The sequence below is a fragment of the Fredinandcohnia onubensis genome, assembly GCF_002734215.1.
Taxonomy (GTDB): domain Bacteria; phylum Bacillota; class Bacilli; order Bacillales; family Bacillaceae_L; genus Ferdinandcohnia; species Ferdinandcohnia onubensis.
Genome location: NZ_NSEB01000011.1, coordinates 266771 through 293174, shown reverse-complemented (window position 1 = coordinate 293174; position 26404 = coordinate 266771). Strand labels below are relative to the sequence as shown.

Annotated in this window: 31 protein-coding genes; 25 read left to right on the top strand and 6 right to left on the bottom strand. The window is 36.7% G+C overall.

The genetic code is table 11. The features are described 5' to 3' along the window. Positions 1–112: 112 nt before the first annotated feature. From CKK03_RS13845 to pyc, 3 genes are all read left to right on the top strand, one after another. Entirely contained in the window at positions 113–394 is a 282-nt protein-coding gene (locus tag CKK03_RS13845) for an Fpa/YlaN family protein (protein WP_099363135.1), read from the top strand. A gap of 231 nt (positions 395–625) precedes the next feature. Beyond that, on the top strand, positions 626–1843 hold the full coding sequence (gene ftsW, locus CKK03_RS13840; RefSeq protein WP_099363134.1) for a putative lipid II flippase FtsW: 1218 nt from the start codon (positions 626–628) through the stop codon (positions 1841–1843). Positions 1844–1897: 54 nt separating this feature from the next. Continuing rightward, positions 1898–5338, top strand: a complete 3441-nt coding sequence (pyc, locus tag CKK03_RS13835; RefSeq protein WP_099363133.1) for a pyruvate carboxylase — start codon at positions 1898–1900, stop codon at positions 5336–5338. A 78-nt stretch (positions 5339–5416) separates the two neighbouring features. Here the strand turns inward: pyc and CKK03_RS13830 are convergent, their stop codons facing one another. Further along, complete coding sequence (locus CKK03_RS13830; RefSeq protein WP_099363132.1) at positions 5417–6394, bottom strand: COX15/CtaA family protein; 978 nt, start codon at positions 6392–6394, stop codon at positions 5417–5419. A gap of 658 nt (positions 6395–7052) precedes the next feature. Here CKK03_RS13830 and cyoE point away from each other — a divergent pair. From cyoE to CKK03_RS13785, 9 genes are all read left to right on the top strand, one after another. Next, positions 7053–7991: a heme o synthase gene (cyoE, locus tag CKK03_RS13825; RefSeq protein ID WP_099363131.1), complete on the top strand. Its 939-nt coding sequence runs from the start codon at positions 7053–7055 to the stop codon at positions 7989–7991. Positions 7992–8099: 108 nt separating this feature from the next. Further along, positions 8100–9167 carry a cytochrome c oxidase subunit II gene (gene coxB, locus CKK03_RS13820; protein ID WP_099363130.1) on the top strand — a complete coding sequence of 356 codons (1068 nt, stop codon included), beginning with the start codon at positions 8100–8102 and terminating at the stop codon, positions 9165–9167. A gap of 31 nt (positions 9168–9198) precedes the next feature. Further along, a complete protein-coding gene (ctaD, locus tag CKK03_RS13815; protein WP_099363129.1) occupies positions 9199–11073 on the top strand; it encodes a cytochrome c oxidase subunit I in 1875 nt (624 codons plus the stop codon). Beyond that, the gene (locus tag CKK03_RS13810) at positions 11073–11693 is read left to right on the top strand and encodes a cytochrome (ubi)quinol oxidase subunit III (protein WP_099363128.1); all 621 of its coding nucleotides are present in this window, start codon (positions 11073–11075) and stop codon (positions 11691–11693) included. The genes ctaD and CKK03_RS13810 overlap by 1 nt, the downstream gene beginning before the upstream one ends. A gap of 4 nt (positions 11694–11697) precedes the next feature. Further along, a complete protein-coding gene (gene ctaF / locus CKK03_RS13805) occupies positions 11698–12024 on the top strand; it encodes a cytochrome c oxidase subunit IVB (RefSeq protein ID WP_099363127.1) in 327 nt (108 codons plus the stop codon). 145 nt (positions 12025–12169) lie between these two features. Next, complete coding sequence (ctaG, locus tag CKK03_RS13800; protein ID WP_425432865.1) at positions 12170–13069, top strand: cytochrome c oxidase assembly factor CtaG; 900 nt, start codon at positions 12170–12172, stop codon at positions 13067–13069. 38 nt (positions 13070–13107) lie between these two features. After that, on the top strand, positions 13108–13569 hold the full coding sequence (locus tag CKK03_RS13795; protein WP_099363126.1) for a DUF420 domain-containing protein: 462 nt from the start codon (positions 13108–13110) through the stop codon (positions 13567–13569). Positions 13570–13692: 123 nt separating this feature from the next. Beyond that, positions 13693–14202 (top strand): GNAT family N-acetyltransferase, encoded by a 510-nt coding sequence (locus CKK03_RS13790; protein ID WP_099363125.1) that lies wholly within the window; start codon positions 13693–13695, stop codon positions 14200–14202. Between the two features lie 99 nt (positions 14203–14301). Then, positions 14302–14667 carry an Asp23/Gls24 family envelope stress response protein gene (locus tag CKK03_RS13785; RefSeq protein ID WP_180271250.1) on the top strand — a complete coding sequence of 122 codons (366 nt, stop codon included), beginning with the start codon at positions 14302–14304 and terminating at the stop codon, positions 14665–14667. A 41-nt stretch (positions 14668–14708) separates the two neighbouring features. Here CKK03_RS13785 and CKK03_RS13780 read toward each other — a convergent pair whose 3' ends face one another. Further along, positions 14709–15077 carry a YugN family protein gene (locus CKK03_RS13780; RefSeq protein ID WP_099363123.1) on the bottom strand — a complete coding sequence of 123 codons (369 nt, stop codon included), beginning with the start codon at positions 15075–15077 and terminating at the stop codon, positions 14709–14711. Positions 15078–15249: 172 nt separating this feature from the next. Between CKK03_RS13780 and safA the strand changes: the two genes are divergently transcribed. The 3 genes from safA to CKK03_RS13765 all read left to right on the top strand — a co-directional run bounded on the left by safA (position 15250) and on the right by CKK03_RS13765 (position 17499). Next, on the top strand, positions 15250–15867 hold the full coding sequence (gene safA / locus CKK03_RS13775; RefSeq protein WP_099363122.1) for a SafA/ExsA family spore coat assembly protein: 618 nt from the start codon (positions 15250–15252) through the stop codon (positions 15865–15867). 35 nt (positions 15868–15902) lie between these two features. Next, the gene (locus CKK03_RS13770) at positions 15903–16328 is read left to right on the top strand and encodes a CBS domain-containing protein (protein ID WP_099363121.1); all 426 of its coding nucleotides are present in this window, start codon (positions 15903–15905) and stop codon (positions 16326–16328) included. A gap of 118 nt (positions 16329–16446) precedes the next feature. Further along, on the top strand, positions 16447–17499 hold the full coding sequence (locus CKK03_RS13765; protein WP_245864118.1) for a CAP domain-containing protein: 1053 nt from the start codon (positions 16447–16449) through the stop codon (positions 17497–17499). 22 nt (positions 17500–17521) lie between these two features. Here the strand turns inward: CKK03_RS13765 and CKK03_RS13760 are convergent, their stop codons facing one another. Both CKK03_RS13760 and CKK03_RS13755 read right to left on the bottom strand, forming a co-directional pair. Next, positions 17522–17887, bottom strand: coding sequence for a hypothetical protein (locus tag CKK03_RS13760; RefSeq protein WP_099363120.1), 366 nt, complete (start codon positions 17885–17887; stop codon positions 17522–17524). Positions 17888–17899: 12 nt separating this feature from the next. Further along, positions 17900–18397, bottom strand: a complete 498-nt coding sequence (locus tag CKK03_RS13755; protein WP_099363119.1) for a PaaI family thioesterase — start codon at positions 18395–18397, stop codon at positions 17900–17902. Positions 18398–18540: 143 nt separating this feature from the next. Between CKK03_RS13755 and ylbD the strand changes: the two genes are divergently transcribed. The 5 genes from ylbD (at position 18541) to CKK03_RS13730 (ending at position 20592) form a co-directional block, all read left to right on the top strand. After that, positions 18541–18930, top strand: a complete 390-nt coding sequence (ylbD, locus tag CKK03_RS13750; protein ID WP_099363118.1) for a YlbD family protein — start codon at positions 18541–18543, stop codon at positions 18928–18930. A gap of 18 nt (positions 18931–18948) precedes the next feature. Then, complete coding sequence (locus CKK03_RS13745) at positions 18949–19188, top strand: YlbE-like family protein (RefSeq protein WP_099363117.1); 240 nt, start codon at positions 18949–18951, stop codon at positions 19186–19188. 95 nt (positions 19189–19283) lie between these two features. Next, positions 19284–19667, top strand: coding sequence for a hypothetical protein (locus tag CKK03_RS13740; protein ID WP_099363116.1), 384 nt, complete (start codon positions 19284–19286; stop codon positions 19665–19667). A 71-nt stretch (positions 19668–19738) separates the two neighbouring features. Continuing rightward, a complete protein-coding gene (locus CKK03_RS13735) occupies positions 19739–20182 on the top strand; it encodes a YlbF/YmcA family competence regulator (RefSeq protein ID WP_099363115.1) in 444 nt (147 codons plus the stop codon). 134 nt (positions 20183–20316) lie between these two features. Beyond that, complete coding sequence (locus tag CKK03_RS13730) at positions 20317–20592, top strand: YlbG family protein (RefSeq protein WP_099363114.1); 276 nt, start codon at positions 20317–20319, stop codon at positions 20590–20592. Between the two features lie 560 nt (positions 20593–21152). Here the strand turns inward: CKK03_RS13730 and CKK03_RS13725 are convergent. Then, positions 21153–21542: a DUF7147 family protein gene (locus CKK03_RS13725; protein WP_099363113.1), complete on the bottom strand. Its 390-nt coding sequence runs from the start codon at positions 21540–21542 to the stop codon at positions 21153–21155. A gap of 176 nt (positions 21543–21718) precedes the next feature. Between CKK03_RS13725 and CKK03_RS24140 the strand changes: the two genes are divergently transcribed. The 3 genes from CKK03_RS24140 to coaD all read left to right on the top strand — a co-directional run bounded on the left by CKK03_RS24140 (position 21719) and on the right by coaD (position 23014). Further along, positions 21719–21841, top strand: coding sequence for a hypothetical protein (locus CKK03_RS24140; protein WP_281254503.1), 123 nt, complete (start codon positions 21719–21721; stop codon positions 21839–21841). Between the two features lie 106 nt (positions 21842–21947). Further along, a complete protein-coding gene (gene rsmD / locus CKK03_RS13715; protein WP_099363111.1) occupies positions 21948–22517 on the top strand; it encodes a 16S rRNA (guanine(966)-N(2))-methyltransferase RsmD in 570 nt (189 codons plus the stop codon). A 2-nt stretch (positions 22518–22519) separates the two neighbouring features. Next, entirely contained in the window at positions 22520–23014 is a 495-nt protein-coding gene (gene coaD / locus CKK03_RS13710; protein ID WP_099363110.1) for a pantetheine-phosphate adenylyltransferase, read from the top strand. A gap of 36 nt (positions 23015–23050) precedes the next feature. Here coaD and spoVV read toward each other — a convergent pair whose 3' ends face one another. Then, on the bottom strand, positions 23051–24277 hold the full coding sequence (spoVV, locus tag CKK03_RS13705) for a dipicolinic acid transporter SpoVV (protein WP_099363109.1): 1227 nt from the start codon (positions 24275–24277) through the stop codon (positions 23051–23053). A gap of 266 nt (positions 24278–24543) precedes the next feature. Here spoVV and CKK03_RS13700 point away from each other — a divergent pair, with 266 nt between their 5' ends. Both CKK03_RS13700 and CKK03_RS13695 read left to right on the top strand, forming a co-directional pair. Beyond that, on the top strand, positions 24544–25350 hold the full coding sequence (locus CKK03_RS13700; RefSeq protein ID WP_099363108.1) for a patatin-like phospholipase family protein: 807 nt from the start codon (positions 24544–24546) through the stop codon (positions 25348–25350). Next, entirely contained in the window at positions 25331–26365 is a 1035-nt protein-coding gene (locus CKK03_RS13695; RefSeq protein WP_099363107.1) for a SepM family pheromone-processing serine protease, read from the top strand. Before CKK03_RS13700 ends, CKK03_RS13695 begins: the two co-directional genes overlap by 20 nt. Positions 26366–26404: the final 39 nt, after the last annotated feature.

The following is a 26404-nucleotide window of genomic DNA, read 5'->3' as shown; positions in this document are numbered from 1 at the left end:
TTCCTTTTATAAGAGTACTAGTCTTTTCTATTTATTCTTGCAATTTTACTGTATACAGGTTAATATTTATAGATAGGATTAGGTATCGCTTCGCAAACGGAGGGGTTATGAATTGACTTCAGAGATTTCGGTGAATCACCGTGAAAAAGCACTGTCTTTACTACAAGCAGATGCTGAAAAAATATTAAAACTTATCAAAGTTCAAATGGATAATTTAACAATGCCTCAATGCCCATTATACGAAGAAGTACTGGATACGCAAATGTTCGGATTATCCAGAGAAATAGACTTTGCGGTAAGATTGGGATTAATAGAGAGCAATGAAGGTAAAGAGCTCATCTCAAAACTTGAGCGTGAATTATCCGTTCTACATGAAGCTTCTACCCGAAAGTAGGAATTTTATAGATAAATTAACTCAAATTATCATGACTTTAGGATAATTTGAGTTTTTTTATAATTTGGGTTTACAGTTTTCGCATTTTACAGTATTTTTTATTAAAGGATTTCACTTAATTTAGTTTTAATAGGTTATAAGATAAAAAGAAAATGCAGGTTTTTTGCAATATATATTGCAAAAATATAGTACAATAAATAATTATACCTTGTATTTAGAGGAAGATGCCCAATGCTTAAGAAAATTTTAAAATCATATGATTATACTTTAGTACTTGCTGTTTTTCTTTTATGTTCTTTTGGACTAGTCATGGTCTATAGTGCAAGCATGGTCATTGCCTCAGCACCTAAGTTTGGAGAAAACCCATCATTCTTTTTTGATAGACAAAGGATGGCCTTACTAGTAGGTGCAGTTGCATTTTTCGTAACCATGATTTTACCTTATAAACTATATGCTACAAAAAAAATTCTTCTTTTAATTGTCCTAGGTTCAGTTGCAATGCTTTTATTGGTATTTGTCGTTGGACATACAGCCAATAATGCCCAAAGCTGGATCATGGTCGGTGCAAGAGGAATTCAGCCCTCCGAGTTTACAAAGCTAAGTGTTATTATTTATCTTGCTGCAGTCTATTCTAAAAAACAATCCTATATCGATCAATTTGATAAGGCTGTCATGCCACCTATCATATTCACTCTATTTATTTGTATTACAGTTGCCATTCAGCCCGACTACGGTACAGCATTTATTATTGGATTAATTGCCTTAACTGTTATCGTATGTTCAGGGATGGGCATTAGAAGCTTAGGGAAATTATTGTTGCTAGGTCTCATAACCGCTGTACTTTTATCACCGGTTATTTTCTTTCTATCAGATGAGATTTTTTCTCAAGAAAGAATTGGTCGGTTTGTCGGATTTTTAGACCCATTTGGGGAAGCGGAAGATGATGGACATCAATTAGTTAACTCTTACATTGCTTTAGGAGCTGGTGGTTGGAAAGGCCTTGGCCTTGGACAAAGTATTCAAAAGTTTAATTACCTTCCTGAAGCACATACCGATTTCATTATGGCAGTTATTGCAGAAGAATTAGGTTTATTTGGAGTCTTATTTGTATTAATATTGTTAGCATATATTGTTTTTCGAGGATTCCAAATTGCTAGAAAATGTACTGACCCATTTGGCAGTTTACTAGCAGTCGGTATATCATCCATGGTTGCCATTCAAACTTTTATCAATTTAGGTGGTTTGACGGGCCTTATTCCAATCACGGGTGTTACATTGCCATTTATTAGTTATGGTGGATCATCGTTATTGTTATTAATGGCATCTATGGGAATTCTAATCAATGTTTCGATGTTTACAAACTATCATTCTATGTATAGTACAAAAGAAAAGAAACCACAAAATCAACCAGCTCGTACTTATCAAAAAAACTATGTCTCTTATAGATAACTATTATCTATATGTTGATGATAAATTAACGTTCTTATTTAAAGGAGGATTTATATGGAGAAACGCATCAAGAAGGTACTAGTTGCCAATCGTGGAGAAATCGCAATACGTGTATTTAGGGCTTGTACGGAGTTGCATATTCGTACAGTTGCAATATATTCCAAGGAAGATGCAGGCTCATACCATCGTTATAAAGCTGATGAGGCTTATTTAGTTGGTGAAGGAAAAAAACCAATTGATGCATATTTGGATATTGAAGGAATTATTGAAATCGCAAAAGAAAATGATGTAGATGCAATTCATCCAGGTTATGGATTCTTATCTGAGAATATTGATTTTGCAAGAAGATGTGAAGAAGAGAATATTATTTTCATAGGACCAAAATCCTCTCATTTAGATATGTTTGGAGACAAGGTTAAAGCTAGACATCAAGCGGAAAAAGCGGAGATCCCGGTTATTCCTGGTAGTGATGGCCCATTGAAAAATTTAGAAGAGGCTGTACGATTTGGAGAAGAACACGGTTATCCAGTCATTATCAAAGCATCTCTTGGTGGTGGCGGACGTGGAATGCGGATTGTCCGAAGTAAGGCTGGATTAAAAGAGTCATACGAACGTGCTAAATCAGAAGCTAAGGCTGCATTTGGTAATGATGAAGTATATATCGAAAAGCTCATTGAAAATCCAAAGCACATTGAAGTCCAAATTATCGGTGACAGTCAAGGTAATATTGTTCATCTATATGAACGCGATTGCTCTGTTCAACGACGCCACCAAAAAGTTGTTGAAGTAGCACCAAGTGTATCGTTATCAGAAAAATTACGCCAAGACATTTGTGACGCTGCTGTCAAATTAATGAAAAATGTACAGTATTTGAATGCTGGAACTGTTGAATTCTTAGTTGCGAAAGGTGAGTTTTACTTTATTGAAGTAAACCCACGCGTACAGGTTGAACATACAATTACAGAAATGATTACAGGAATTGATATTGTACAAACACAAATCCAAGTTGCTGAAGGTCATTCGATACATAGTAATGCGATTGGCATTCCGGCACAAGAAGATATCAAAACCCATGGGTATGCAATTCAATCCCGTGTTACAACAGAAGATCCTTTAAATAACTTTATGCCTGACACAGGTAAAATTAGTGCTTATCGAAGTGGTGGCGGATTTGGTGTTCGTCTTGATGCAGGAAATGGATTCCAAGGTGCAGTTATCACACCATATTATGATTCATTATTAGTTAAGTTATCTACTCAGGCCTTAACTTTTGAACAAGCTGCATCCAAAATGGTCAGAAACTTGAAGGAATTCAGAATCCGTGGAATTAAAACCAATATCCCGTTCTTAGAAAACGTTGTTAAACATGAAAAATTCCTATCAGGAGAGTACGATACATCCTTTATTGATTCTTCACCTGAGCTATTTATCTTTCCTAAACCAAAGGACCGTGGTACAAAAATGCTTTCCTATATCGGAAATGTAACTGTCAACGGTTTCCCTGGCGTCGAAAAGAAGAGAAAGCCCGTGTTTGATAAGCCGTTTTTACCAAAAGTAAAACATAATGAACCAGTACCTTCAGGAACCAAACAAATTCTAGATCAACATGGTCCAGAAGGCGTAGTGAATTGGGTAAAAGAACAAAAACAAGTTCTCTTCACTGATACAACATTCCGTGATGCTCACCAATCACTACTTGCAACTAGATTTAGGACAAATGATATTAAGCATATTGCAGACCCAACTGCAAGATTATTACCAGAATTATTCTCACTCGAGATGTGGGGTGGGGCAACATTTGATGTTGCGTACCGCTTCTTAAATGAAGAGCCATGGGATCGACTTGCAACATTACGCAAACAAGCACCAAATATTTTATTCCAAATGTTGCTTCGTGCATCAAATGCGGTTGGTTACAAAAACTACCCTGATAATCTAATTCGTGAATTCGTAAAAGAATCAGCGGAATCAGGAATCGATGTATTCCGTATATTTGACAGCTTGAACTGGGTTAAAGGTATGACACTTGCTATCGATTCTGTTCGTAACAATGGAAAAATTGCAGAAGCAGCGATTTGTTACACAGGTGACATAACAGATCCAACACGTTCAAAATATGATTTACAATATTACAAAGACTTAGCTAAGGAGCTTGAGAAATCAGGTGCACATATGCTAGGAATTAAGGATATGGCAGGCTTACTTAAGCCACAAGCGGCTTATACTTTAATCTCAGCATTGAAGGAAACAGTTTCAATTCCTATTCATTTACACACACATGATACTAGTGGTAATGGACTCTTTACGTATGCAAAAGCGATTGAAGCTGGTGTTGATATTGTTGACGTAGCAGTGAGTTCAATGGCAGGTCTTACGTCTCAACCAAGTGCAAACTCATTATTATATGCATTAGAAGGTACAGAAAGAAAACCTGAACTTTCTGTAACAGCATATGAAGAGATAGCTCGTTACTGGGAAGGTGCTCGTAAATATTATCACGATTTTGAAAGTGGGATGACGTCGCCACATACTGAAATCTATCAGCATGAAATGCCAGGTGGACAGTATAGTAACCTTCAACAACAAGCGAAGGGAGTTGGCCTCGGTACAAGATGGGAAGAGGTTAAAGAAATGTATCGCCGTGTAAATGATATGTTTGGTGACATTGTGAAAGTAACCCCTTCTTCAAAAGTAGTTGGAGATATGGCGCTATACATGGTTCAAAACAATCTGACTGAAGATGATATTTATGAAAGAGGAGAAACACTAGATTTCCCTGATTCAGTAGTTGAACTCTTTGAAGGATTTTTAGGTCAACCGCATGGTGGTTTCCCTAAGGAACTTCAACGAATTATCCTTAAAGGACGCGAACCAATTACAGTTCGCCCTGGAGAATTACTAGAGTCTGTTAATTTTAGCGAGATAAAAGATACTTTAACACATAGCTTACACCGCGATGTAACGAATAAAGAGATGATCTCTTACGCGTTGTATCCAAAGGTATTCATGGATTATCAAAAGATGTTTGAGCAATTTGGCGATATTTCAATGTTAGATACACCAACTTTCTTTTATGGAATGAGACTTGGAGAAGAAATTGAAGTTGAAATTGAACAAGGAAAGACATTAATTGTTAAACTTGTTTCAGTAGGTCAAGCTCAACCAGATGGTACAAGGGTTATCTATTTCGAATTGAATGGTCAGCCTCGTGAAGTAATCGTTAAAGATACAAATATTAAATCAACAGTTGTTGCAAAGCTAAAAGCTGATCGCGATAACGAAAACCATATTGGTGCAACAATGCCAGGTACCGTGATAAAAGTATTAGTAGAAAAAGGTGACAAGGTGAATAAAGGGGACCATCTCATGATTACAGAAGCCATGAAGATGGAAACTACTGTACAAGCACCTTACACTGGAATAGTGAAGGATATTCACGTTGCAAACGGTGAAGCTATTCAAACAGGCGATCTCTTACTTGAACTTACAAAATAATCATAGAAAGCCCCAAAGTTTAATTTGGGGCTTTGTTATGCAAAAAAATCCGAGGAGAGCCTCCTCGGATTTTTTGACTTATTGAACTGTAATTGTTTGATTTGCATTTACAGACTCTTCATTCGAATTTTCAGCAGCTGTTCGCAGTGCCATCTCATTTTTCTTGCTTCTTGAAGATAATAGAATAAAGTAACTAAAAACTCCAAATAAACAAGCAATAAATAAAGCGTGTGCTAGAGAAATAAATAGATTTAGTCTGGAAAAAATAATGACGGCGCCTGAAGCAACTTGAATCGACACTAAACCCAGAGCAATCATCCAGCCGCGATAAAGAACTTTTTCGTGCTTATAGTGCTTGTAAATGCGGATAAAAAGGGACAATACCCAAATGAATAATATACCGGCTAATGCTCGGTGCCCCATTTGAACCCATTCATGAATCTGAGTGGGGAGGCCGATATTATTGTAAGTACACACAGGCCAATCGGGACAAGCAAGAGAAGCGCCGATATGTCTCACGAGTGCACCAGTATATACAACAACTAAACTGTAAATAGTTATGGCGTAAAATTGAGTTCGTAGTTTTTCGTCAATCACAAGTGAGTCAGCATCAAACTTTTTATCAATCTCGAAAATAAGCAACGTCAACAATAGTACCGAAGCAAAGGAAATCAGCGAAATTCCGAAATGAAGGGCCAGTACAATATCAGATTGTCCCCACATAACTGCTGCAGCACCAATCAGTCCTTGTAACACTAAGAAAAAGAAGGATATAAATGCTAAAAATTTCGTTTCTCTGATGTGACCGATTGCTTTCCAAGCCCAAATAGATAAAGCTAATACTAATATCCCCACAACTCCAGAAACAACCCTATGGCTTAGTTCAATGACTAATTCAAACGTTATTTCTTCAGGGATTAACTGTCCATGACATAAAGGCCATGAATCTCCACAACCAGCTCCTGATTCTGTTTTCGTTACAAGCGCACCACCGATTAATACAAATAGCATACCGATCGTTGTTAAAACCGATAACCATTTTAATGAACGGCTCAAAAAATCACCTTCTTACTTTTATAAAACTATAACATGGTCTAGTATTTAACTTTACTTCGCAGATATCCCTAAATTCTACCTTTATTTTTCGATATATATCATACCTAAAGAATAGATAAATTTCAAAGGAACACTCTTATCGATATTACACAATTTACGATTTGTTTACAACCCACATGAAATTGAAAAAAATTTATTATTGTAGTAAAAAAGGTTGAAAAATATGAAGGAGTTTGCTAGAAATAGATAGGGGAATTGTTTTAAAATTCGACAAGTACCTGTAAAGAAGGGATTAACACTATTAATATAGTGATAATAGTGTTTAAATAGCGGTTTTGCGGTCATTTAAAGGTCACAAAAAAGTCATAAATTATTAACGAAATGTTCACAAAAAAACTAAAAAATGTGATTTAATATACAGAAAGGGTATTTTTTAATATAATTTATAATATCTACAACATAATAAACTAGATAACATATAACTTGTACTTTTTATACATACCTTACATCTCGAAAACGCTTTATTTTTATAATTGCGTTTTTTAAGATTGAAGATAGTGCAGAATGATGGTATTACATTAATTGAAAAAAATGAGGCTGATGAGATTGCTGTAAGCAATGTTTGAAAGTATCGTTAATAAAATAAGGAGGCTTCATGATGACGACGACAAGATCTGTACTTAGTGCAGATGAAAAAATACAGAATGAAAAAAATCGTGATCAGGAATATCGAACCACTGCCTATAAAGATTTCCTAGCAATCATAAAAATTGGGATTGTCAATTCCAATCTAATAACCGCCTTTACGGGTGTATGGCTTGCCTTGTTCTTTACGGGCCGAAGCTTTTTGCAGGAAATCGATATCGTTATATATGCGCTAGTCGGTTCTGCATTGGTTATAGGTGGTTCCTGTGCGGTGAATAATTATTATGATCGAGATATTGATCATGTGATGGAACGTACAAAAGTACGTCCAACTGTAACCGGTAGAATTAATCCTAAACATGTTTTAGTATTGGGATTAATACTCATACTAATAGGAACTGGATTTCTACTTCTCACTACAGTTACTGCTGCAGTGATTGGATTAATTGGAGTTTTCTCTTATATCGTTTTATATACAATGTGGTCAAAACGCAGATATACAATTAATACCGTAATCGGAAGTATATCTGGGGCTGTACCTCCTCTTATTGGGTGGGCAGCGATTGACCCAGACTTACACGTTCTAGCGTGGCTTTTGTTTTTTATTATGTTTATCTGGCAACCGCCTCACTTTTTAGCTCTTGCGATGAGACGAGTTGAAGAATACCGTGCAGCAGGAGTTCCGATGTTGCCAGTTGTTCACGGATTTGCAATGACAAAGAGGCAAATCATGATTTGGGTTCTTTGCTTGCTTCCACTTCCTTTTTATATGTTTTCTTTAGGCGGCCTATTTGTAATCATTGCAACCCTCCTAAATATCGGATGGCTAGTCCTCGGTATTAGTGGTTTTAAAAAGAAAGATGATATCAAATGGGCAAAACAGATGTTTGTTTACTCGCTTAACTACTTAACGATTATGTTTGTAACTATGATCATCGTTACGTTAGTGTAAGTGGGTTTCAAAATATAAATAATTCTTCTAAATAAAGTAGAAGGATTTAATATCTTTATCAATAAAGATAGTAGCAAAATATTCTTGAAAGAGGGGTTTGATTAAGCTATGAAAAAATGGCTACCAAAAGTGCGCTTGTTCACACTGTTTAGTTTCATGGCGCTGCTGTTAGCAGGGTGTGGGGAACCATTCGTTTCTGCACTTACCCCAGCAGGGGAAGTTGCGAAAATGCAGTACGATTTAATGATCTTAGCTACATTGATCATGGTCATCGTTATTGCAGTAGTTACAATTATCTTCGTTATTGCCTTAGTAAAATTCAGACGTAAAAAAGGTGACGAAAACAAGATTCCTAAGCAAGTCGAAGGAAATCACACTTTAGAAATTATTTGGACTACTATTCCAATACTTTTGCTTTTGGTTCTTGCAATACCAACCGTATCTGCAACATTTAAATTAGCAGATGTAAAGGCGATGGAACAAGATGAAGATGCGGTAGTAATAAATGTTACTGCAAATTTATATTGGTGGGAATTTGAATACCCAGGTCATGGTATTGTAACTGCCCAAGAGTTAGTTGTTCCAACGGATGAAAAAGTTTATTTTAACCTTATTGCAGCAGATGTAAAGCACTCATTCTGGATTCCAGCTGCGGGTGGGAAATTAGACACTAATACAGATAACGTAAACAAATTCTGGTTAGAGTTTGACTCTGAAAGTACAGAAGAGGCTGGCGGCTTATTATATGGTAAGTGTGCTGAACTTTGTGGTCCTTCACATGCTTTAATGGATTTCAAAGTAAAACCAGTTCCACGTGCTGAATATGATCAGTGGATTGACAAAATGGTTGCTGCTAAGGACGTAGAACACGTACCTGCAAATGATGTTGCAAAAGCTGGGGAAGAATTATTTACTGCAAACGGCTGTATCGCGTGTCACGCAATCAACCCAGGTGAAAAGCGTCCGACTGCACCAAGCTTAGCTAACTTCGGTGATCGTTCTAGCATTGCTGGTAAATTAGAATACAACAAAGAAAACTTGAAAAATTGGTTGAAGGATCCTGAATCAATTAAGCCGGGTAACAGCATGACAGGAACCTATGATAATAAAGGTTTATCAGACCAGGATTTAGATGCTTTAGCTGAATATCTAATGGGCCTTAGTGTCGAAGATTAATGTACAAAATTTAGAATAAGGAGGTCACATTGTGAGTACTGTAGCTCAGAAAAAAGGGTTTGGCGCTACTTTATGGGATTATTTAACAACCGTTGACCATAAAAAGATTGCTAAACTTTATATAATAGCAGGTGGATTCTTCTTCCTTCTCGGAGGAATAGAAGCTCTTATTATTCGTATTCAACTTGCTGTACCAGATAATAACTTTGTAACAGCTGGTTTTTTCAATGAAATCATTACAATGCATGGTACAACAATGATTTTCTTGGCAGCCATGCCGCTTTTATTAGGATTTATGAATGCCGTCATGCCCCTTCAGATTGGTGCACGTGACGTAGCTTTCCCTTTTGTTAATGCGTTAGGTTTCTGGTTATTCTTCTTTGGAGGAGTATTCTTAAACTTAAGTTGGTTTATGGGTGGAGCACCTGATGCAGGTTGGACTTCATATGCTTCGCTTGCATTACACTCCGAAGGTCATGGTATTGATTTCTATGTACTTGGTCTTCAAATTTCAGGTATCGGTACTTTAATTGGTGGTATTAACTTCTTAGCAACTATCATCACAATGAGAGCACCTGGTATGACTTATATGCGTATGCCGTTATTTACTTGGACTACGTTTGTTGCTTCAGCATTAATACTATTTGCATTCCCTCCATTAACTGTAGGGTTGTTATTAATGATGTTTGACCGTATCTTTGGTACTGCGTTTTTCGTTCCATCAATGGGTGGAAACACAATTATTTGGGAGCATTTATTCTGGATCTTCGGTCACCCAGAAGTTTATATCTTAATTCTCCCAGCGTTTGGTATTTTCTCTGAGATTTTTGCAACATTCTCTAGAAAAAGACTTTTCGGATACTCTTCAATGGTATTCGCAACAGTATTAATTGGTTTCTTAGGATTCATGGTGTGGGCTCATCACATGTTTACAACTGGTCTAGGACCGATTGCGAACGCGATTTTCGCGGTTGCTACAATGGCAATTGCTATACCTACCGGTATTAAAATCTTTAACTGGCTCTTCACAATGTGGGGCGGTTCAATTAAATTTACAACACCGATGTTATATGCAGTTGCATTTATTCCATCATTCATTATGGGTGGGGTAACTGGTGTAATGTTAGGTTCTGCACCTGCAGATTACCAGTATCATGATACTTATTTCGTAGTTGCTCACTTCCACTATGTTATTGTTGGAGGAGTTGTATTAGCGGTATTCGCGGGTACTCACTACTGGTGGCCAAAAATGTTTGGTAAAATGCTAAACGATACTCTTGGAAAAGTAACTTTCTGGTTATTTTTAATTGGTTTCCATTTAACATTCTTTATCCAACATTTCCTTGGTTTAATGGGAATGCCACGTCGTGTATTCACATTCTTACCAAATCATGGTTGGGAACTTGGAAACTTAATCAGTTCAATAGGTGCTATTGGCATGGCATTAGGTGTAATTGTTCTTCTTTACAATATTGTAATCACCTCAATTAAAGGTGAAAATGCAACAGCTGATGCGTGGGGAGACGGCCGTACTCTAGAGTGGGCTATTTCATCACCACCACCAGAATATAACTATAAGCAATTACCTTTAGTCCGTGGATTAGATCCATTATGGGTAGAAAAAATGCAAGGCAAGAAAGAGATGACTCCAGCAGAACCACTTGGAGATATTCATATGCCAAACAGTTCAATCCTACCTTTCATCATTTCTTTAGGACTATTTGTTGCAGCTTTCGGGTTCTTACACCATCCAGATGGTGTTAGCTGGTCTGTTCCAGTAATGATCATTGGAGGTATCATCACATTTGGTTCGATGCTATTACGCTCAATTATCGATGATCATGGCTACCACATTCATAAAGCAGATTTAATGGATGATGATGACAAGAAAGGGGTTGAGGCATAATGCATGTAGAAGAAAAATTAACAGCTGAAACTTTTCCTGCAGAGCCTGAGAAAGCGACCCTTGAAGGAAAAAATAAATTTATTGGTTTTTGGCTCTTCCTTGGAGGCGAAACAGTTCTATTCGCTTCCCTCTTTGCAACTTATTTAGCATTAAACAAGAGTAATGGTACAGGTCCATCGTCACAGGATTTATTTGAAATACCACTTGCTTTTACGATGACAATGATTCTTTTAACAAGTTCATTAACAAGTGTGTACTCTATGTACCATATGAAGAACTTCAACTTTAAGAAAATGCAACTTTGGTTAGGTCTAACTGTACTTCTTGGTGCAGCTTTCCTAGGATTGGAAATTTACGAATTTAACCACTATGTACATTTAGGTCATACAATCACAGGAAGTGCATTTGGATCTGCTTTCTATTTATTAGTTGGAACTCACGGTGCTCACGTACTATTTGGACTATGTTGGGCTCTTGCACTTATGATACGAAACGCTAACCGTGGATTAGATTTATATAATGCACCTAAGTTTTATGTCTTTAGCCTTTACTGGCACTTTATTGACGTAGTATGGGTGTTCATCTTTACTGTTGTATATTTAATGGGAATGGTGGGATAAACACATGGCAAATAATACTAATAACACGAATGTTGATTTAGCCTATCGCAAAAGAAAAAGTGCGGAAGAAATGAAGCAGCATGTTATCTCTTTTGCTCTCATGATTTTCCTTACTATCATTGCATTTATAGCAGTTGGGTCTGAACAATTTTCACCATGGTTCGTTGTACCATTTATTATACTTCTAGCGGTGATTCAGGTTATTTTACAATTGTATTACTTCATGCACATGAATCATAAAGGACATGAAGCACCAAAAATGTTCATGTTTTCAGGAGTATTAATTGCTGCTATTACTGTTCTATGCTTCAGTACAATTATTTGGTGGTAAGAGTAGGAGAAAGTCGGTATAATGCCGGCTTTCTTTTTTTAGACACTAAAAGTTCATAAATGGTTTGTTTGCATGACTATTTCCCTAAAGGTATAATTAATAGTATGTGTACATTGTTTATATTATTAAGAGAGGTGAGATAGAGATGTCTATCGATATCTTTGGTTTTCGGGCATTGTGGAGTCCCTATTTTTTAGGATCACTTATCGCCATTTTGATTCTATATTTTATGATTGTTGGTCCATGGAGACATCGATTTACTCATTCTGAACCTACTTCAATTAAGACAAAGATTTTGTTTATGATCGGAATGGCACTGCTTTATTTTTGCAAAGGAAGTCCGATTGATTTATTAGGCCATATGACTATGACTGCTCATATGACGCAAATGGCAACACTATATTTAATTGTACCGACATTTTTTATTTTGGGTGTGCCTAATTGGCTATGGAGAACCTTTATAAATCTAAAAGTAATTAAGCCACTTTTTACATTTTTTACAAAACCTTTAATTGCTTTAGTTGTATTTAATGGTTCATTTTCTTTATATCATATCCCACTTATTTTTGATTTTGTAAAAACCAATGTGTTCATTCATGCTGCAACAACGACTTTTATTTTTATTGCTGCTTTCTTTATGTGGTGGCCTTTAATTAATAAATTAGAAGAGTGGAACACATTGAGTGGACTTAAAAAAGTTGGTTACATTTTCGCAGACGGTATGTTACTAACACCTGCATGTGCACTTATTATTTTTTCAGATGTAGCTATGTATTCAACATATACAGAACTTGGGTCATGGGTAACTGCTCTAGAGCTTTGTGTACCAGCCTCAATGCTAGCCAGTCTAAATCTTACTGGACCAGAGATGTTTAATTTCATGCCTCCTCTTGAAGACCAACGTACTGGTGGCGTTATTATGAAAATTATTCAAGAGTTTGTTTATGCGATTTTACTAGGGAAAGTATTCTTTGAATGGGTACGTAAGGAACGTGAGGAAGAAAAAATTCTTGACGAGCAATTACTCAAGCCCCAAACGAACTAATAAAAAATAGAGAGAGAACGATGTGAGAGAGGTTTACTATGAATTTACCGATTCTTCCTACAGTGAGCACCACTTTTATTGTTTTAAGTGCAGTAACAGTTGCCATCGGTTGGTATCTAATTAAACAAAAAAGAATTGATGCACATAAAAAAGCGATGACGACCGCTGCTATATTTGCATTGATTTTCTTCATTATCTATATGTCGAGAACGGTATTTATCGGAAATACTTCATTTGGCGGACCTGACGATGTTAAGATATACTATACGATATTTTTAATCTTTCATATATTCTTGGCAACAACAGGTGCAATATTCGGAGTGATTACATTATATCTTGGTTTTAAAAACAAAATTGCAAAGCACCGTAAGCTGGGACCCATCACAAGCATCATATGGTTTTTTACAGCCTTAACAGGTGTAGCGGTTTATTTCTTGTTGTATGTCTTTTACAAGGGTGGAGAAACTACATCGATGTTAAAAGCAATTTTAGGTTTTTAAACAATGGTAGAATGGATTGTTTGTAATATGTATAAGGTGTTCTAGAATACAATATTCTAGAGCACCTTTTTATTTTGTTATTCTATGCACATAACGTATCTTTCTTAGAGGGGAGTGTTAAGGATGATTGAGATCTTTACAGAAAACTTATTATTGGTTCCGTGTTCTTTGGATATTGCCAAGTCATTAGTTTTTCATCGCAAAGAACTTGAAAAACGATCACCTATAACGATTCCACAAAATTGGCCATCTCCATTAATAACAGGTATTCTTCCGTTTTATATAGAACAGCTTGAGAAGGATGAAAATCAATATGGCTGGGGATTATGGCTAATCATTAATTATGCCGATAAACGGATTATTGGCGATATTTATCTTCATGGCAAACCAGATAAGAAAGGTAATGTCCAATTGACGTATACAATGAATCGAGATTATCAAAAATCGAGCTTAACTTATGAAGCAGTGGACGCTTTAATTGATTGGCTTGTTTCACAAGCGGACGCAAAAAAAGTACTTATGGAATGTAGTGATAGTAACTATCAATCGATCCGGCTTTTTGAAAAGCTAGGAATGAGATGTACAAAGAAAGATGGTAAGTTTTTAACTTGGGAACTTCGTAAAGTTATTTAATAAAGAAAAATTTTTCTAGGCTAGTGCCCAATTCATTCCTTATTGCATATGGTAGGAGTAACCATGGTGGTCTTGAAATTGAGAAGGAGTGTGGTTGGGGTGGTTAGAAAAGCCTTAGAAAATGGATCGCTTTATATTAAGAATGATGTATTAGCAATGATTGCGTCGATTTGTGCCGAAGATATTGAAGGAGTTACGATTGTATCAGGATTAAAGGATGGGGTCTCTGGCATTCTAAATCGGAATTTTCATAAAAACGGTATTACCGTAATCGAGGATGAAGAAGAAGGGATTGCCCTTGAGGTAAAAATCGCTATCGAATACGGCTTAGAAATAAAAAAGACATGTGAACTCCTGCAAGCAGCGATTTTACATGAGATAAAAAGTATGACCGGGATTAGCTTATCTAGTCTTACAATTAAAGTGGAAGGTCTTACGAACAAACAACCACTTCCAACAACGTAAAAAAAGGAACAGTTACGACTGTTCCTTTTTACATTGCAAGCTTATGCGTTTACAACCGCATCAATATTTTCTTTTACTTTTGCTAAGATGCGTTCACATTGATCTACTAAAGTTTTAGGGAAAACTTCCTCTTCGCCATATTCGACACCATGTGGGTAATAGTACTTACCAACGAAAGGTGTAAGTAGTTTAATGACTGCATCAGTTGCATTTTCTTCGATTACTCCCTCAACCGCATGACCTTGTACACGAAGGTAGTAAATATCACCTTTAATCTCAAACTTACGGTCGTATGTAATTCTCTCGTAATCCCACTGACCTGCAAGAATAAAACCTTCTGATCTCATTATGTCAGTTAATCTTGGTAATTCGATTGTTACGTTTTCAATCCCCGTATTTTCAAATCTCATTTAATATCCCTCCAAAAACCGTCAAACAACGATTTATATGTTCTCAGTATAATAATAGTACGAAAACATACAAGTTGCAACGTTTGACATTAATATGTCACGAAAAATAAAAAATTATTTTATGTGGAATTTCTTCAGTTTTGGTCAAACTAACAAAGAAAGGAGGGATACGATGAAGAAATTTCTTTTAATCCTTACAGGTTTATTTTTTATTTTAAGTGGTCCAATGATTGCGAATGGACAAGGTACGACTACATACACCGTACAGCCAGGTGATACTTTATGGAAGATTTCTGTACGCTATCAAGTTGGTTTGTCCGAAATAATTTCAGCAAACCCGCAGTTTAGAAACCCAAACCTCATTTATCCGGGTCAAAAGGTAACAATCCCAATTCTGGAAAATGTCAAAAGCGTTGAGAATCAGGTTATCTCTTTAACCAATCAACAACGTGCAAAATATGGATTGCCTGCATTGAAAATTGATTGGGAACTGTCACGTGTGGCACGTTATAAATCTGTGGATATGAGAGACCGAAACTATTTTGACCATACTTCACCAACATATGGCTCACCATTTACGATGATGCGAAACTTTGGGATTTCTTATCGAACAGCAGCTGAAAATATTGCCGCTGGACAAAGAACACCTCAAGAAGTTGTGAACGCGTGGATGAACAGCCCTGGACATCGAGCAAATATTCTAAAACGAGATGTTACGCATATTGGTGTAGGGTATGCAGAAGGTGGTTCAAAAAGACATTATTGGACCCAAATGTTTATCGGTAAATAAGATTAATAATGAGAGTCTTTAAAAAGGAGGATACAATGGAATCTGTTCGTGATGTAATGAGTACTGATGTTGAATATTGTACGCCCCTTGATAATGTGTATGAAGTAGCAGTTAAAATGAAGGATTTAGATGTTGGTGCAATTCCTATATTAGAAGATCAAAAATTAATCGGAATGATCACTGATCGCGATTTAGTTGTACGAGGGTATGCTGAAAAAAGATCAGGCTCCAATCAAGTAACAAATGTGATGAGTGATAATCTAGTTACTTGCTCACCTGATACGTCACTTGAAGAAGCGTCCGAATTGATGGCAAAACATCAAATTAGACGTTTACCAGTGGTAGAGAATGGTCAATTAGTTGGGATTGTTTCATTAGGTGACTTGGCAACAAATAAAATGTCGGATAATCATGCAGGAGAAGCATTAAGTGACATATCTGAACAGGACCAACTACACTAAATTAACAGGCACCTAATTGGTGCCTGTTTTATTATTCTTTCGTTTAACGCATAAATCTAGGAAAACTTTAATATATATGATAGAAAATGATTGATGTTAGGAAGTGGTTCTTCTGAAATTGGCTAAGATTGCAGTTACTATCTTACTTTTAGCTTCTAGCATTTATTATATTTCTATCAAACACGGAAGAACAGAAATAGTGAATGGTATTAATGATAATAAGTTGTTATCAAACCATGTAAGTACTGAACAAAACACTATACCCTATCAAAAGGAGATTCATCAATTTGAAGGGCTCTATTCGTTCATTGGAGTGGAGAGTTCAAAAATAGTAGAAATACTGGGTGAGCCCAACCGAATAGACCGTTCATCCTATGATTATAATTGGTGGGTGTATAACTCTACCCCACAAAATTATATCCAGGTGGGAATTGAAAATGATCGTGTTGTTACCGTGTTTGGAACAGGGAATGATGTACAAGTTGAACCATTTGAAATTGGACAACCTATTGCAGAGTTACGTTCAAAAGGCTTAATAAAACCTAAAATCTCTTTGAATGTGGATAAAAATCCATATCGATTTGAGTTAACTGAAGAAGAAATGAATGCTAGACCTTTGATTGCGATGGGGAATGTCTATGTACAAGTATATGTGGATACGTTTACAGATGAGATTTCGAGCATTCGTTTTTTAGATGGAGAGACGCTGATTAAGCTTCGTCCCTATGAATTAGCATATCGAGGTGAATTACTGTCCGCAAAAGAAGTTTCAAAGCTAGAATGGAAGGAAGTAGAACAAGGAAATTCAGCCCAAATTCTAGATATAACCAATGTGATCCGAACTAGACATGGACTTCACCCACTAAAAGTGGACGAAAAGTTAGCTAGTGTTGCTTATTTACATAGTAAAGATATGAGTACGAATGAATATTTTGACCATACCTCGCCGACAAAAGGGGGACTAGCTGACCGCTTAGCTAATGGAGAGGTAAGCTATCAACTTGCGGGAGAAAATATTGCGGCTAAATATGTTGACGGTATCGCAGCTGTTGAAGGATGGCTTAATAGTGAGGGACATCGTGAGACTCTTTTAAATGAGGATTACAACTTTCTTGGGGTAGGGGTACACGAAAAATACTACACGCAAAACTTTATTCAAAAATGGGAGTAAGCAATGCAACTAAGTGTATTGCTTACTTTTTATTTACTATGATTTGATATTTGTAGAACTGGAAATGATCTTTTGTCCATTCACCAATACACGAAATTTCATCACCTATTTTAATTTGAGCAGGCGTATGTCCATCCCTTAGTGGAATGATCCGTTTAGCTTTAATGATGCCTGTGGCCGTTTTTATTTTTAATTCAGTCACGAGAACGAATTTATGATAATAATAGCGTTGCTTTTCTTCGTTCTTACTGATAACTCGACCTTTGATTACTGCTTCTTCTTTTACATTTTCAAGAGCTTTCCAGCTTTCCTCATATTTCTTTCTTTCTTTTTTTGAAAGTACATAAAAATAGACAATAATGAGTGGAATAACAATGGCTGTAACCATTCCTACACCTCGTTATTTTCTGCTTGGACGATTAATGATAAAGAAACTGCCTGTTGCATGAGCAATTAATGTTCCATCGTCACGGAATACTCTTCCCTCAGTCACGCATATTTTTGAACCTCTATGTATCATTTGCGCGACACAGCGTAATTCTTTTCCGATTCCCGGAGCCACATAATTAATTTTCATTTCAGTTGTTACGGCTGCTTTATTGTGAGGGAGGACATGGTGAACTACTGAACCCATAGCAGAATCAAGGAGAGTTGCTGTAATCCCCCCATGGACGATTTTTAATGGGTTTTGAATTAGCTCCGTATTAGGAATGGTAATTTCATAGGTTTGATCATCAAGAACTTTTCGACTTGTTTGTAATAAGCCACCAATATAAGATCCATTTTGTTTTGTTTGTTTACGAATTACAGCATCGATTACTTGTTCTAATGCCTGTCTTTCTTCTTCGTTTGCCTCAACGAAAAATGTTTGTAATTTTTGTAGGATACGGTCTTCCATGATAATTACCTCAAATCCATAATATTTTTATTATTCTTATTTTAACAATGATATTGGGCTTAATGCAATTTAAAATGGGCGAACAAATCAATTTATTAAAGATAAACTATAGTAGGCAATCGTATGAAAAAGAGGTGATTGGTATGGGAAAAAAACTTCATCCATCCGTTCAAGAATTTAAATCTTTTGTTAAGAAACATCCAATTCTGGTTCAGGAAGTGCGAAAAGGAGTACTTAACTGGCAGGAAGTATATGAAGATTGGTATATACTTGGTGAGAATGATGAGAAGTGGGAAAAATATAAAAATAACAACAGTAAGACAGAAGAAAGTGAAAAAGAAGATTTTATTGGGAAAATCTTTTCATCCTTTAAAAATGCAGATATGAATAATCTTCAGCAGCAAATCTCAAATGTAAGTGAAGCCATTTCAACGATTCAAGCAGTCATCCATCAGTTTCGTGGAGAAGAAAAGCCGAAACAAGGGCAGTCTTCGCACCGACAACCTCAACCGTTTGCCTTTCGAAAAGACTAGGTCAGTAGGGGGAGCATGATGCGAAAAGATACCTATGAATACCTCAAAACAAAAAAACAACTTCGTACTTTTGTACGTCAAAACCCAATTTGGTACAGAAAATTAACTAGGAATCCTAATGATTTTCAGAGCCTTGAAATGGAGTCAAAGTCATATTTTAAACAGACCCTTCCACATAAAGTGCAAAAACTCAACCAGTCTTTAGAAATGGCCTCTTTCATGCTACAAATGTATCAAGGCATGCGACAAAGTGATTAAAGGCAAGGCGACTCTTTAAGAGTCGCTCTTTTTTAGGAAGGCAGGATATTTGTAATGTGATAGGAAAAACTAGGAAAAAAAGGAGTGGTAGAAAGTTGTACAAGTTTGTTTTGTCCCTTTTAATTCTAAGTTACCTATATGTTTTTATAGATGGAAATTTGGTTGAGGCTACGATTACTGAGAACGTTACGAACAAATCAGTACGAACTCTACATGTGAATCACCATGTTAGGGGAAATGATGTATATCTGGAATGCATGATCCCAAATTTTACGTTCAAACAAAGTGGCGGGCATAAGAATGAAGGTGAGGGCCATCTTCATGTGATAGTCGATGGACGTCGGACAGAAAAGATATCCACGGCTGCATTTATCATCAAAGGGCTAACAAAGGGCGAACATACCCTAAAGATTCAAGTAGTCCATAATGATTTAACAAATTACAATCTCGACCACACGATTCATGTTCAAATAAAGTAATAAAGTTATAAAGTATTCATAAGATGCGATTCGTGAAAAATCATGGTATAGTGATTATGGAGGTGTTTTTTTTGATAGCTACAATTGAGAGAGTTGAGATACTTGAAGAGGCAGAAAGCCTAGCATCAATGATTCTACAATCTGAACTGGCTGAGGAATATCGCAGCTGTTTATATACATTACAAAAGGATAAAGAAGCACAAAAACTGATCGCGGAATTTCAGAATATGAAGGAAAAGTATGACGAGGTTCAACGATTCGGGAAATACCATCCTGATTTTCGAACGGTTTCCAAAGAGACAAGAGAGTTAAAAAGAAAGCTAGATCTTCATGAAACCATTGCTGAATTTAAAAAGGCAGAAGATAATATTCAAAAAGTCTTTGATGAAATCAGCGTGTTACTAGGTGGAGCTGTATCAAAACATATTAAAGTGCCAACAGGTAACCCATATTTTGATTCCATCTCAAGCTGTGGCGGCGGCTGTGGTAGCGGCGGAGCATGTGGCTGTCATTAATAGATTAGCAAAAAATATGAATATCCTACCCATATTTTCAGAAAAAAGTAAGTTTTCTACTTTATTTCATATTGTAAAATTTTAACTCATTGTGCTACACTATAAAAAAGTTATTGAAATAAGGAGAAAACACTATGATTGGACAACGCCAAGGAATTATCGTTTGGCTACATTCGCTAAAGCATTCAAAAATGCTGCGTAAATTTGGCAATATTCATTATGTATCAAAACGTCTAAAATACGTGGTTCTTTATAACGATATGGAAAACACCGATTCAATCGTAGAAAAGTTAAATTCGCTTGCCTTCGTAAAAAGAGTAGAGCCATCATATAAACCATTTTTAAAGATTGAATTCGAGAACCGAAAACCAGATCGCGCTAAGGAATACGATTATAAGATTGGACTATAAAAAGCTTATCAAAAGCATCCTGCTTTTGATAAGCTTTTTTTATTGTCTGGCTCTAGGTCAGCTTTAGCTGAATACAGAGTTACGAGTGATGATGGTATGTTGAGTTTGGGTATAAAATCAACAAAAAGAAAACAGGATGTGCCGTAGTGAGGAGTGTAGAGGTTAAACGTGCCCTCACGCAATGGCCGATGTGTAAGTGAGGGTACGAATAGAGATTAATCGTACCCTCGTGCAATGATGGTAGCACAAGTGAGGGTACGAAAGAGAGTTAATCGTACCCTCACACGATGGCTGAAGCGCAAGTGAGGGTAGTAAAGAAGGTTAATCGTACCCTCACGCGTTGGCTGAAGCACAAGTGAGGGTAAGAAAGAAGGTTAATCGTACCCTCACGCAATGGCCGAAGCGCAAGTGAGGGTACGAAAAAGAGTTAATCGTACCCTCACACAATGGCCGAACCACAAGTGAGGGTAAGAAAAAGGAATTGCGCCTTCATTGTCTAGCTCAAGGCGCTAGCCAACACCTTTTGCTATTTGCCGAACGGCCTCCATATAGTTATTTTGTTATTGCATCGGTGGTATGTATCGGTTCATTCTTAGAATCCCAATTAAGTGTTGATAATAAAGTTCTTTTTCACTAAACATGGTGGATGGTTTTACATCAAGTGTAATAATGGATAAATCAAGATCATTAGCCAATTCAGCAAAGAGAGAGTACCTCTTATTCGGTTTGATTTCCGGGTTCGGTATACCTTCCCTACAAATGTAGATAGCTTGAAAATTACCAGGATTTGTTGGTTGGAATGCTACTGCTATAGAGGATACCTGCCTATCTTGAACGGTAGTGTTAAAGGCCAATAGTTTCGAGACCCTGTCCCTATTATTCTTCATCAGCTCTAGAAGTTCATAAATATCAGAGTATCCTTCACCCAGCTCTATAAATCGTTGTATCATACTAAATTCCCCTTACTTTCATATTTTCCATGTTTACTGTATCACGATTTGATCAGAATTAACAATTACAAACAAAAAAACCCTGCAAGTTACTTGCAGGGTCCTTCCATTCCATGTTTTCGTTACCGTTCACATGGAAGAAGGCAAAGGGAGAGGAGAAACCGGAGGAAGAACTTATGGGGAAACGTAAGTCTTCTCCGCGGTTGGCAACAACATCCTCGAATGATGTTGTTATTACTAATTATGACCAATTGAAAATTGTGTATACATACTCTGGCGTATTTTTATTATCGAAGTAAAATTTTTGCTGACCTTTCGTCCTCTAATTATTCGTTATTGATTAACAAACGATAATGTTTATGGTAGGATAATGTTATTCATTTTACATAGACAGTGGTGATAGTAGTGAGGGTTGTATCTGGGATAAAGAAAGGTCTGCACTTGAAAGCGGTACCAGGGTCGTCTACACGCCCAACAACGGACAAGGTGAAAGAAGCGATCTTCAATATCATCGGCCCTTATTTTGATGGTGGTGTTGGTCTTGATTTGTTCGGTGGAAGTGGCGGACTTGGAATTGAAGCACTTAGCCGCGGAATCGACAAAATGATTTTTGTTGATCGTGATCAAAAAGCGATTCAAACGATAAAAGGAAATTTAGAAACATGTCGCCTTCAGGATCAGGCAGAGGTATATCGAAATGATGCTGTACGAGCATTAAAGGCAATCGTAAAGCGGGACATTAAATTTGATGTAATCTTTTTAGATCCGCCTTATAAACAGCAGAAATTAACAGAACTCATTGAAGAAATTAGTAAACATCAGTTGTTAACAAATGATGGAGTTATTATTGCAGAACATGATTCAGAAGTATTACTCGAAAAGTCAATCGGAAACTTTGAATTAGTTCGCCATGAAGAGTATGGAATCATTGGTGTATCAATTTATAGATATGAAGAGGGATGGGAAGGGGAATAGAAATGACAAGAATTGCAGTATGCCCAGGAAGTTTTGATCCTGTAACAAATGGGCATCTTGATATTATTAAAAGAGGCGCAAAAGTATTTGATAAAATTTACGTGTGCGTATTAAATAACTCATCAAAAAAACCTTTGTTTACAGTAGAGGAACGGATCGAACTTTTACAAGAAAGCACAAAGGATATACATAATATTGAGGTTGAATCTTTTCAAGGTTTGTTAATGGACTATGCAAGTCAGAAAAATGCAAATGCGATTTTACGTGGACTTCGTGCTGTTTCAGATTTCGAGTACGAAATGCAAATTACTTCAATGAACCGTATTTTAAATGAAGATATCGAAACCTTTTTTATGATGACCAATAATCAATATTCATTTTTAAGCTCAAGTATCGTGAAAGAAGCTGCAAAGTATCATGGTGAAATTTCAGAGCTTGTACCTAAGCCAGTAGAACTTGCCCTTAAAGAGAAATTCAACACCAACCATCAAGGTTAAATATCATTTAATACAAACAGTAAAAAGCCCAGCATACTAAATGCGAGGGCTTTTCATTCTAATGGAATAGATACCGATATAACAAAATAAAGATAATATGGTAAAAAGCGGTCCGTAGGTTAATAATCCACTCCATACCGTTTCTACCCATAAGGGTGAATGCTCTGGTATCAATGGAGAGAAGACACCCGTTGTTTCTTCTGAACCTTTATTTTTCACATAAAGTGGATTCCATAAAAAGAATGTGATCACTCCAGCCAAAAAGCCGTGCATAATTCGGGCCATAAAAAATGGCTTAAAACTCACATCGGTTTCCGCTAGTATACTCGCAACCTGTGCTTGAACAGATAATCCGCAAAATCCAAGAATAAAGCTGACAGCAATCACTTTAGGAAGCAATTCAATGTGTTCTAGTTCACTTGTCATCATCGATCCTGTTGTAATTTCAAATATTCCGGAAATAAGCGGGATGCTGAGTTCGGTTGGCATTTGGAATAGTTTTAATAACACCGATAATCCTGCCCCAATTATGGCAATAACATTAATTAAAGAGAGTAGCTTATTAAACACAGAGAATAAAATGATAAATCCACCAATCATTAATAAGGTATGAATAGAGGTGGTTACTGCATCACCTAATAATTGACCAAATGGCCTCTTTTCCTTCAGTCTTGTACGGTGGAGTTCCTGTAAGGCTTTCACAATAATACTCTTTTTCTCATCATCTTTTGGTGTATGTTCGTCGCCTTTTTTACCATAGAACCTCATAATTAATCCGACACAAAAATTTCCGACATAATGACTAACAGCAAGCAAGATTCCTAACCTTGGGTTTTCGAAAAAACCTACAGAAATGGCGGCAAATATAAAAAGAGGATTTGAAGCATTCGCAAAGGAAACAAGTCTTTCTGCTTCGACCCTTGTAATCTGTTTCTCCTGTCTAAGCCGTGCAGTTAGCTTTGCACCGGCAGGAAACCCTGAAGCCATACCCATCGCCCATGCAAAACCACCTACACCTGGAACACGAAACAGCGGTCTCATGAGTGGTTCAAATAAGACACCGATAAATTTAACAACACCAAAACCAATTAATAATTCAGAAATGATTAAGAACGGAAGTAAGGATGGAAAAACGATCTTCCACCACATTTCCAAACCGACCCTCGAAGCTTCAAGTGATTCCTTTGGAAAATAAATTAGTGCAATGGTAAGTAAGGTAATACCTGCTGCAATTGCTACTGTTTTGAACCTAGAACGTATCAATGGTACTCCTCCTATAGAAGTCTTCTTTTCTATACAATTAGTTGATTTAAGTGATAGAATAAGAGAGTCCACAGTTTTCGAAATTTTCTTTTTCTTTAATTCTGACGTCGTGAGTGTAATGAAAAGTATCAACAAATATCAATCGATGGTTTGTACATCTATTTAAATATACGTGTATAGGTGGCAAATTTAGACCAAAAGTTTGTACAAGTTTTCATTTCTTTTTTCATATACTGTTATAGTTTCAATGTTAGGGGATGATTCGTATGAACGAACCTGTAATCGGATTGGCGCTTGGATCTGGTGGGGCAAGAGGATTTGCACATTTGGGAGTAATTAAGGTACTTTTGGAAGAAAATATTCCAATTCACCTCATCGCTGGAACAAGCATGGGTTCTTTGGTCGCAAGTTTTTACGGCGCAGGGTTGGATATTGACCGATTATATAAGCTTGCACTTGCATTTAAACGCAAATATTATTTAGATTTTACCGTTCCTAAAATGGGATTTATTGCTGGAAAAAGGGTAAAGGAACTAATACGTGTATTCACACACGGAAAAAATATAGAACAACTTGATATTCCAATAGGTATTGTGGCAACTGATTTATTAACGGGTGAAAAAGTTGTGTTTCGAAATGGTCCCGTTGCAGATGCTGTCCGAGCCAGTATTGCCATCCCTGGAATATTTGTGCCTGAAAAAATTGATGGTCGCATCCTAGTCGATGGTGGTGTAATTGATCGTGTTCCCATTTCTGTAGCAAAAGACATGGGCGCAGATATCGTTATTGCGGTGGACGTCTCACATGTTAAAATAAATGAAGAGGTTGCTTCAATATTTGATGTCATATTACAGAGTATAGATATTATGCAGAAGGAGCTTGTGAAGTATGGGGAATTTTCCTCTGATATCATGATCCGTCCGCATGTAGGGCATTTTAGTTCCCGTGCTTTTACAAATATTGAGGATATTATCCGAATCGGGGAAGAGGAAACGAGAAAACAACTTCCTATGATCCAAGAGGCAATTGCAAAGTGGAAGGAGTCTGCATTGAATGAAGAGAAAGAGAAATAAAGCGTACTTAAAAGCCCTCGTAATAGGTGTGGTGCTTGCAATTTTGGGCACCTTTATCCAACTCCCATATTACGTGACAAAACCAGGGATGGCGACAGAGCTCGACCCCATTATTAATGTTGAAAATGGCTATGATGAAGAAGGGGAATTCATGTTAACGACGATTCGCCTTGGTCAAGCCAATATTTTTAGCTATGCATGGGCTAAGTTCCAAAAGTATCATGAAATTTTACCGATTAATCATGTGCGACGGGACAATGAGAGTGATGAAGAGTATACGAATCGTCAATTATTTTATATGGAGGATTCACAGGAATCAGCAATTACGGTTGCCTATAAGTATGCGAACAAGCCTGTAACGGTAAAAAACCATGGAATCTACATAATGGGTATTGTCGAGGGAATGCCGGCTGAGAAAGTGTTAAAGCCAGGCGATCGAATTTTTGCAGTTGATGGGAAACAAATTGAAGAACATACAGAATTTATGAAATATGTAGCTGATAAAAAAGAGAATGAAACGATAAACATTGAGGTTGAACGAAATGGAGAAGAGAAAACAGTCTCTGTTTCACTAGCGCCTTTTCCAAAGGATCCAGACAAAATTGGAATTGGAATTGAGTTAATTACAGATCTCGAAGTGGTAGCAGATCCAAAAATTAAAATTGATTCAAAAAAAATAGGTGGTCCTTCGGCTGGTCTCATGTTTACACTTGAGATTTATAATCAGCTAACAGAGAAGGATTTGACACACGGATTACGCATCGCTGGTACTGGAACAATCAATACGAAGGGACAGGTCGGCCCAATAGGTGGGATTGGACAAAAGATAGTCGCTGCGGATAACACAGATGTTGACATATTCTTTGCACCGAATGAAAATGGTGCAGCAGATTCAGACTATCGACAAGCTTTAGAAACCGCTAAAGATATTAAGACAGACATGAAAATCGTTCCTGTAGATACTTTTGAGGATGCACTTCATTATCTTGAGAATCTTGATGAAAAGAGTAAATAAAAAATCAGCCGCTTCCAAAAATGGATGCGGCTAATTTTT

Excerpts from the sequence above, each read along its gene's own strand:
- pyc (WP_099363133.1), top strand. The coding sequence starts at position 1,898 with ATGGAGAAACGCATCAAGAAGGTACTAGTTGCCAATCGTGGAGAAATC.
- CKK03_RS13780 (WP_099363123.1), bottom strand. The coding sequence starts at position 15,077 with ATGAGATTTGAAAATACGGGGATTGAAAACGTAACAATCGAATTACCA.
- ctaF (WP_099363127.1), top strand. The coding sequence starts at position 11,698 with ATGGCAAATAATACTAATAACACGAATGTTGATTTAGCCTATCGCAAA.
- coaD (WP_099363110.1), top strand. The coding sequence starts at position 22,520 with ATGACAAGAATTGCAGTATGCCCAGGAAGTTTTGATCCTGTAACAAAT.
- safA (WP_099363122.1), top strand. The coding sequence starts at position 15,250 with ATGAAGAAATTTCTTTTAATCCTTACAGGTTTATTTTTTATTTTAAGT.
- coxB (WP_099363130.1), top strand. The coding sequence starts at position 8,100 with ATGAAAAAATGGCTACCAAAAGTGCGCTTGTTCACACTGTTTAGTTTC.
- CKK03_RS13760 (WP_099363120.1), bottom strand. The coding sequence starts at position 17,887 with ATGGTTACAGCCATTGTTATTCCACTCATTATTGTCTATTTTTATGTA.
- CKK03_RS13695 (WP_099363107.1), top strand. The coding sequence starts at position 25,331 with ATGAAGAGAAAGAGAAATAAAGCGTACTTAAAAGCCCTCGTAATAGGT.
- ftsW (WP_099363134.1), top strand. The coding sequence starts at position 626 with ATGCTTAAGAAAATTTTAAAATCATATGATTATACTTTAGTACTTGCT.
- ylbD (WP_099363118.1), top strand. The coding sequence starts at position 18,541 with ATGGGAAAAAAACTTCATCCATCCGTTCAAGAATTTAAATCTTTTGTT.
- ctaG (WP_425432865.1), top strand. The coding sequence starts at position 12,170 with ATGTCTATCGATATCTTTGGTTTTCGGGCATTGTGGAGTCCCTATTTT.
- CKK03_RS13725 (WP_099363113.1), bottom strand. The coding sequence starts at position 21,542 with ATGATACAACGATTTATAGAGCTGGGTGAAGGATACTCTGATATTTAT.
- CKK03_RS24140 (WP_281254503.1), top strand. The coding sequence starts at position 21,719 with ATGGGGAAACGTAAGTCTTCTCCGCGGTTGGCAACAACATCCTCGAAT.
- CKK03_RS13755 (WP_099363119.1), bottom strand. The coding sequence starts at position 18,397 with ATGGAAGACCGTATCCTACAAAAATTACAAACATTTTTCGTTGAGGCA.
- CKK03_RS13745 (WP_099363117.1), top strand. The coding sequence starts at position 18,949 with ATGCGAAAAGATACCTATGAATACCTCAAAACAAAAAAACAACTTCGT.
- cyoE (WP_099363131.1), top strand. The coding sequence starts at position 7,053 with ATGACGACGACAAGATCTGTACTTAGTGCAGATGAAAAAATACAGAAT.
- CKK03_RS13790 (WP_099363125.1), top strand. The coding sequence starts at position 13,693 with ATGATTGAGATCTTTACAGAAAACTTATTATTGGTTCCGTGTTCTTTG.
- CKK03_RS13700 (WP_099363108.1), top strand. The coding sequence starts at position 24,544 with ATGAACGAACCTGTAATCGGATTGGCGCTTGGATCTGGTGGGGCAAGA.
- CKK03_RS13795 (WP_099363126.1), top strand. The coding sequence starts at position 13,108 with ATGAATTTACCGATTCTTCCTACAGTGAGCACCACTTTTATTGTTTTA.
- CKK03_RS13770 (WP_099363121.1), top strand. The coding sequence starts at position 15,903 with ATGGAATCTGTTCGTGATGTAATGAGTACTGATGTTGAATATTGTACG.
- CKK03_RS13810 (WP_099363128.1), top strand. The coding sequence starts at position 11,073 with ATGCATGTAGAAGAAAAATTAACAGCTGAAACTTTTCCTGCAGAGCCT.
- CKK03_RS13730 (WP_099363114.1), top strand. The coding sequence starts at position 20,317 with ATGATTGGACAACGCCAAGGAATTATCGTTTGGCTACATTCGCTAAAG.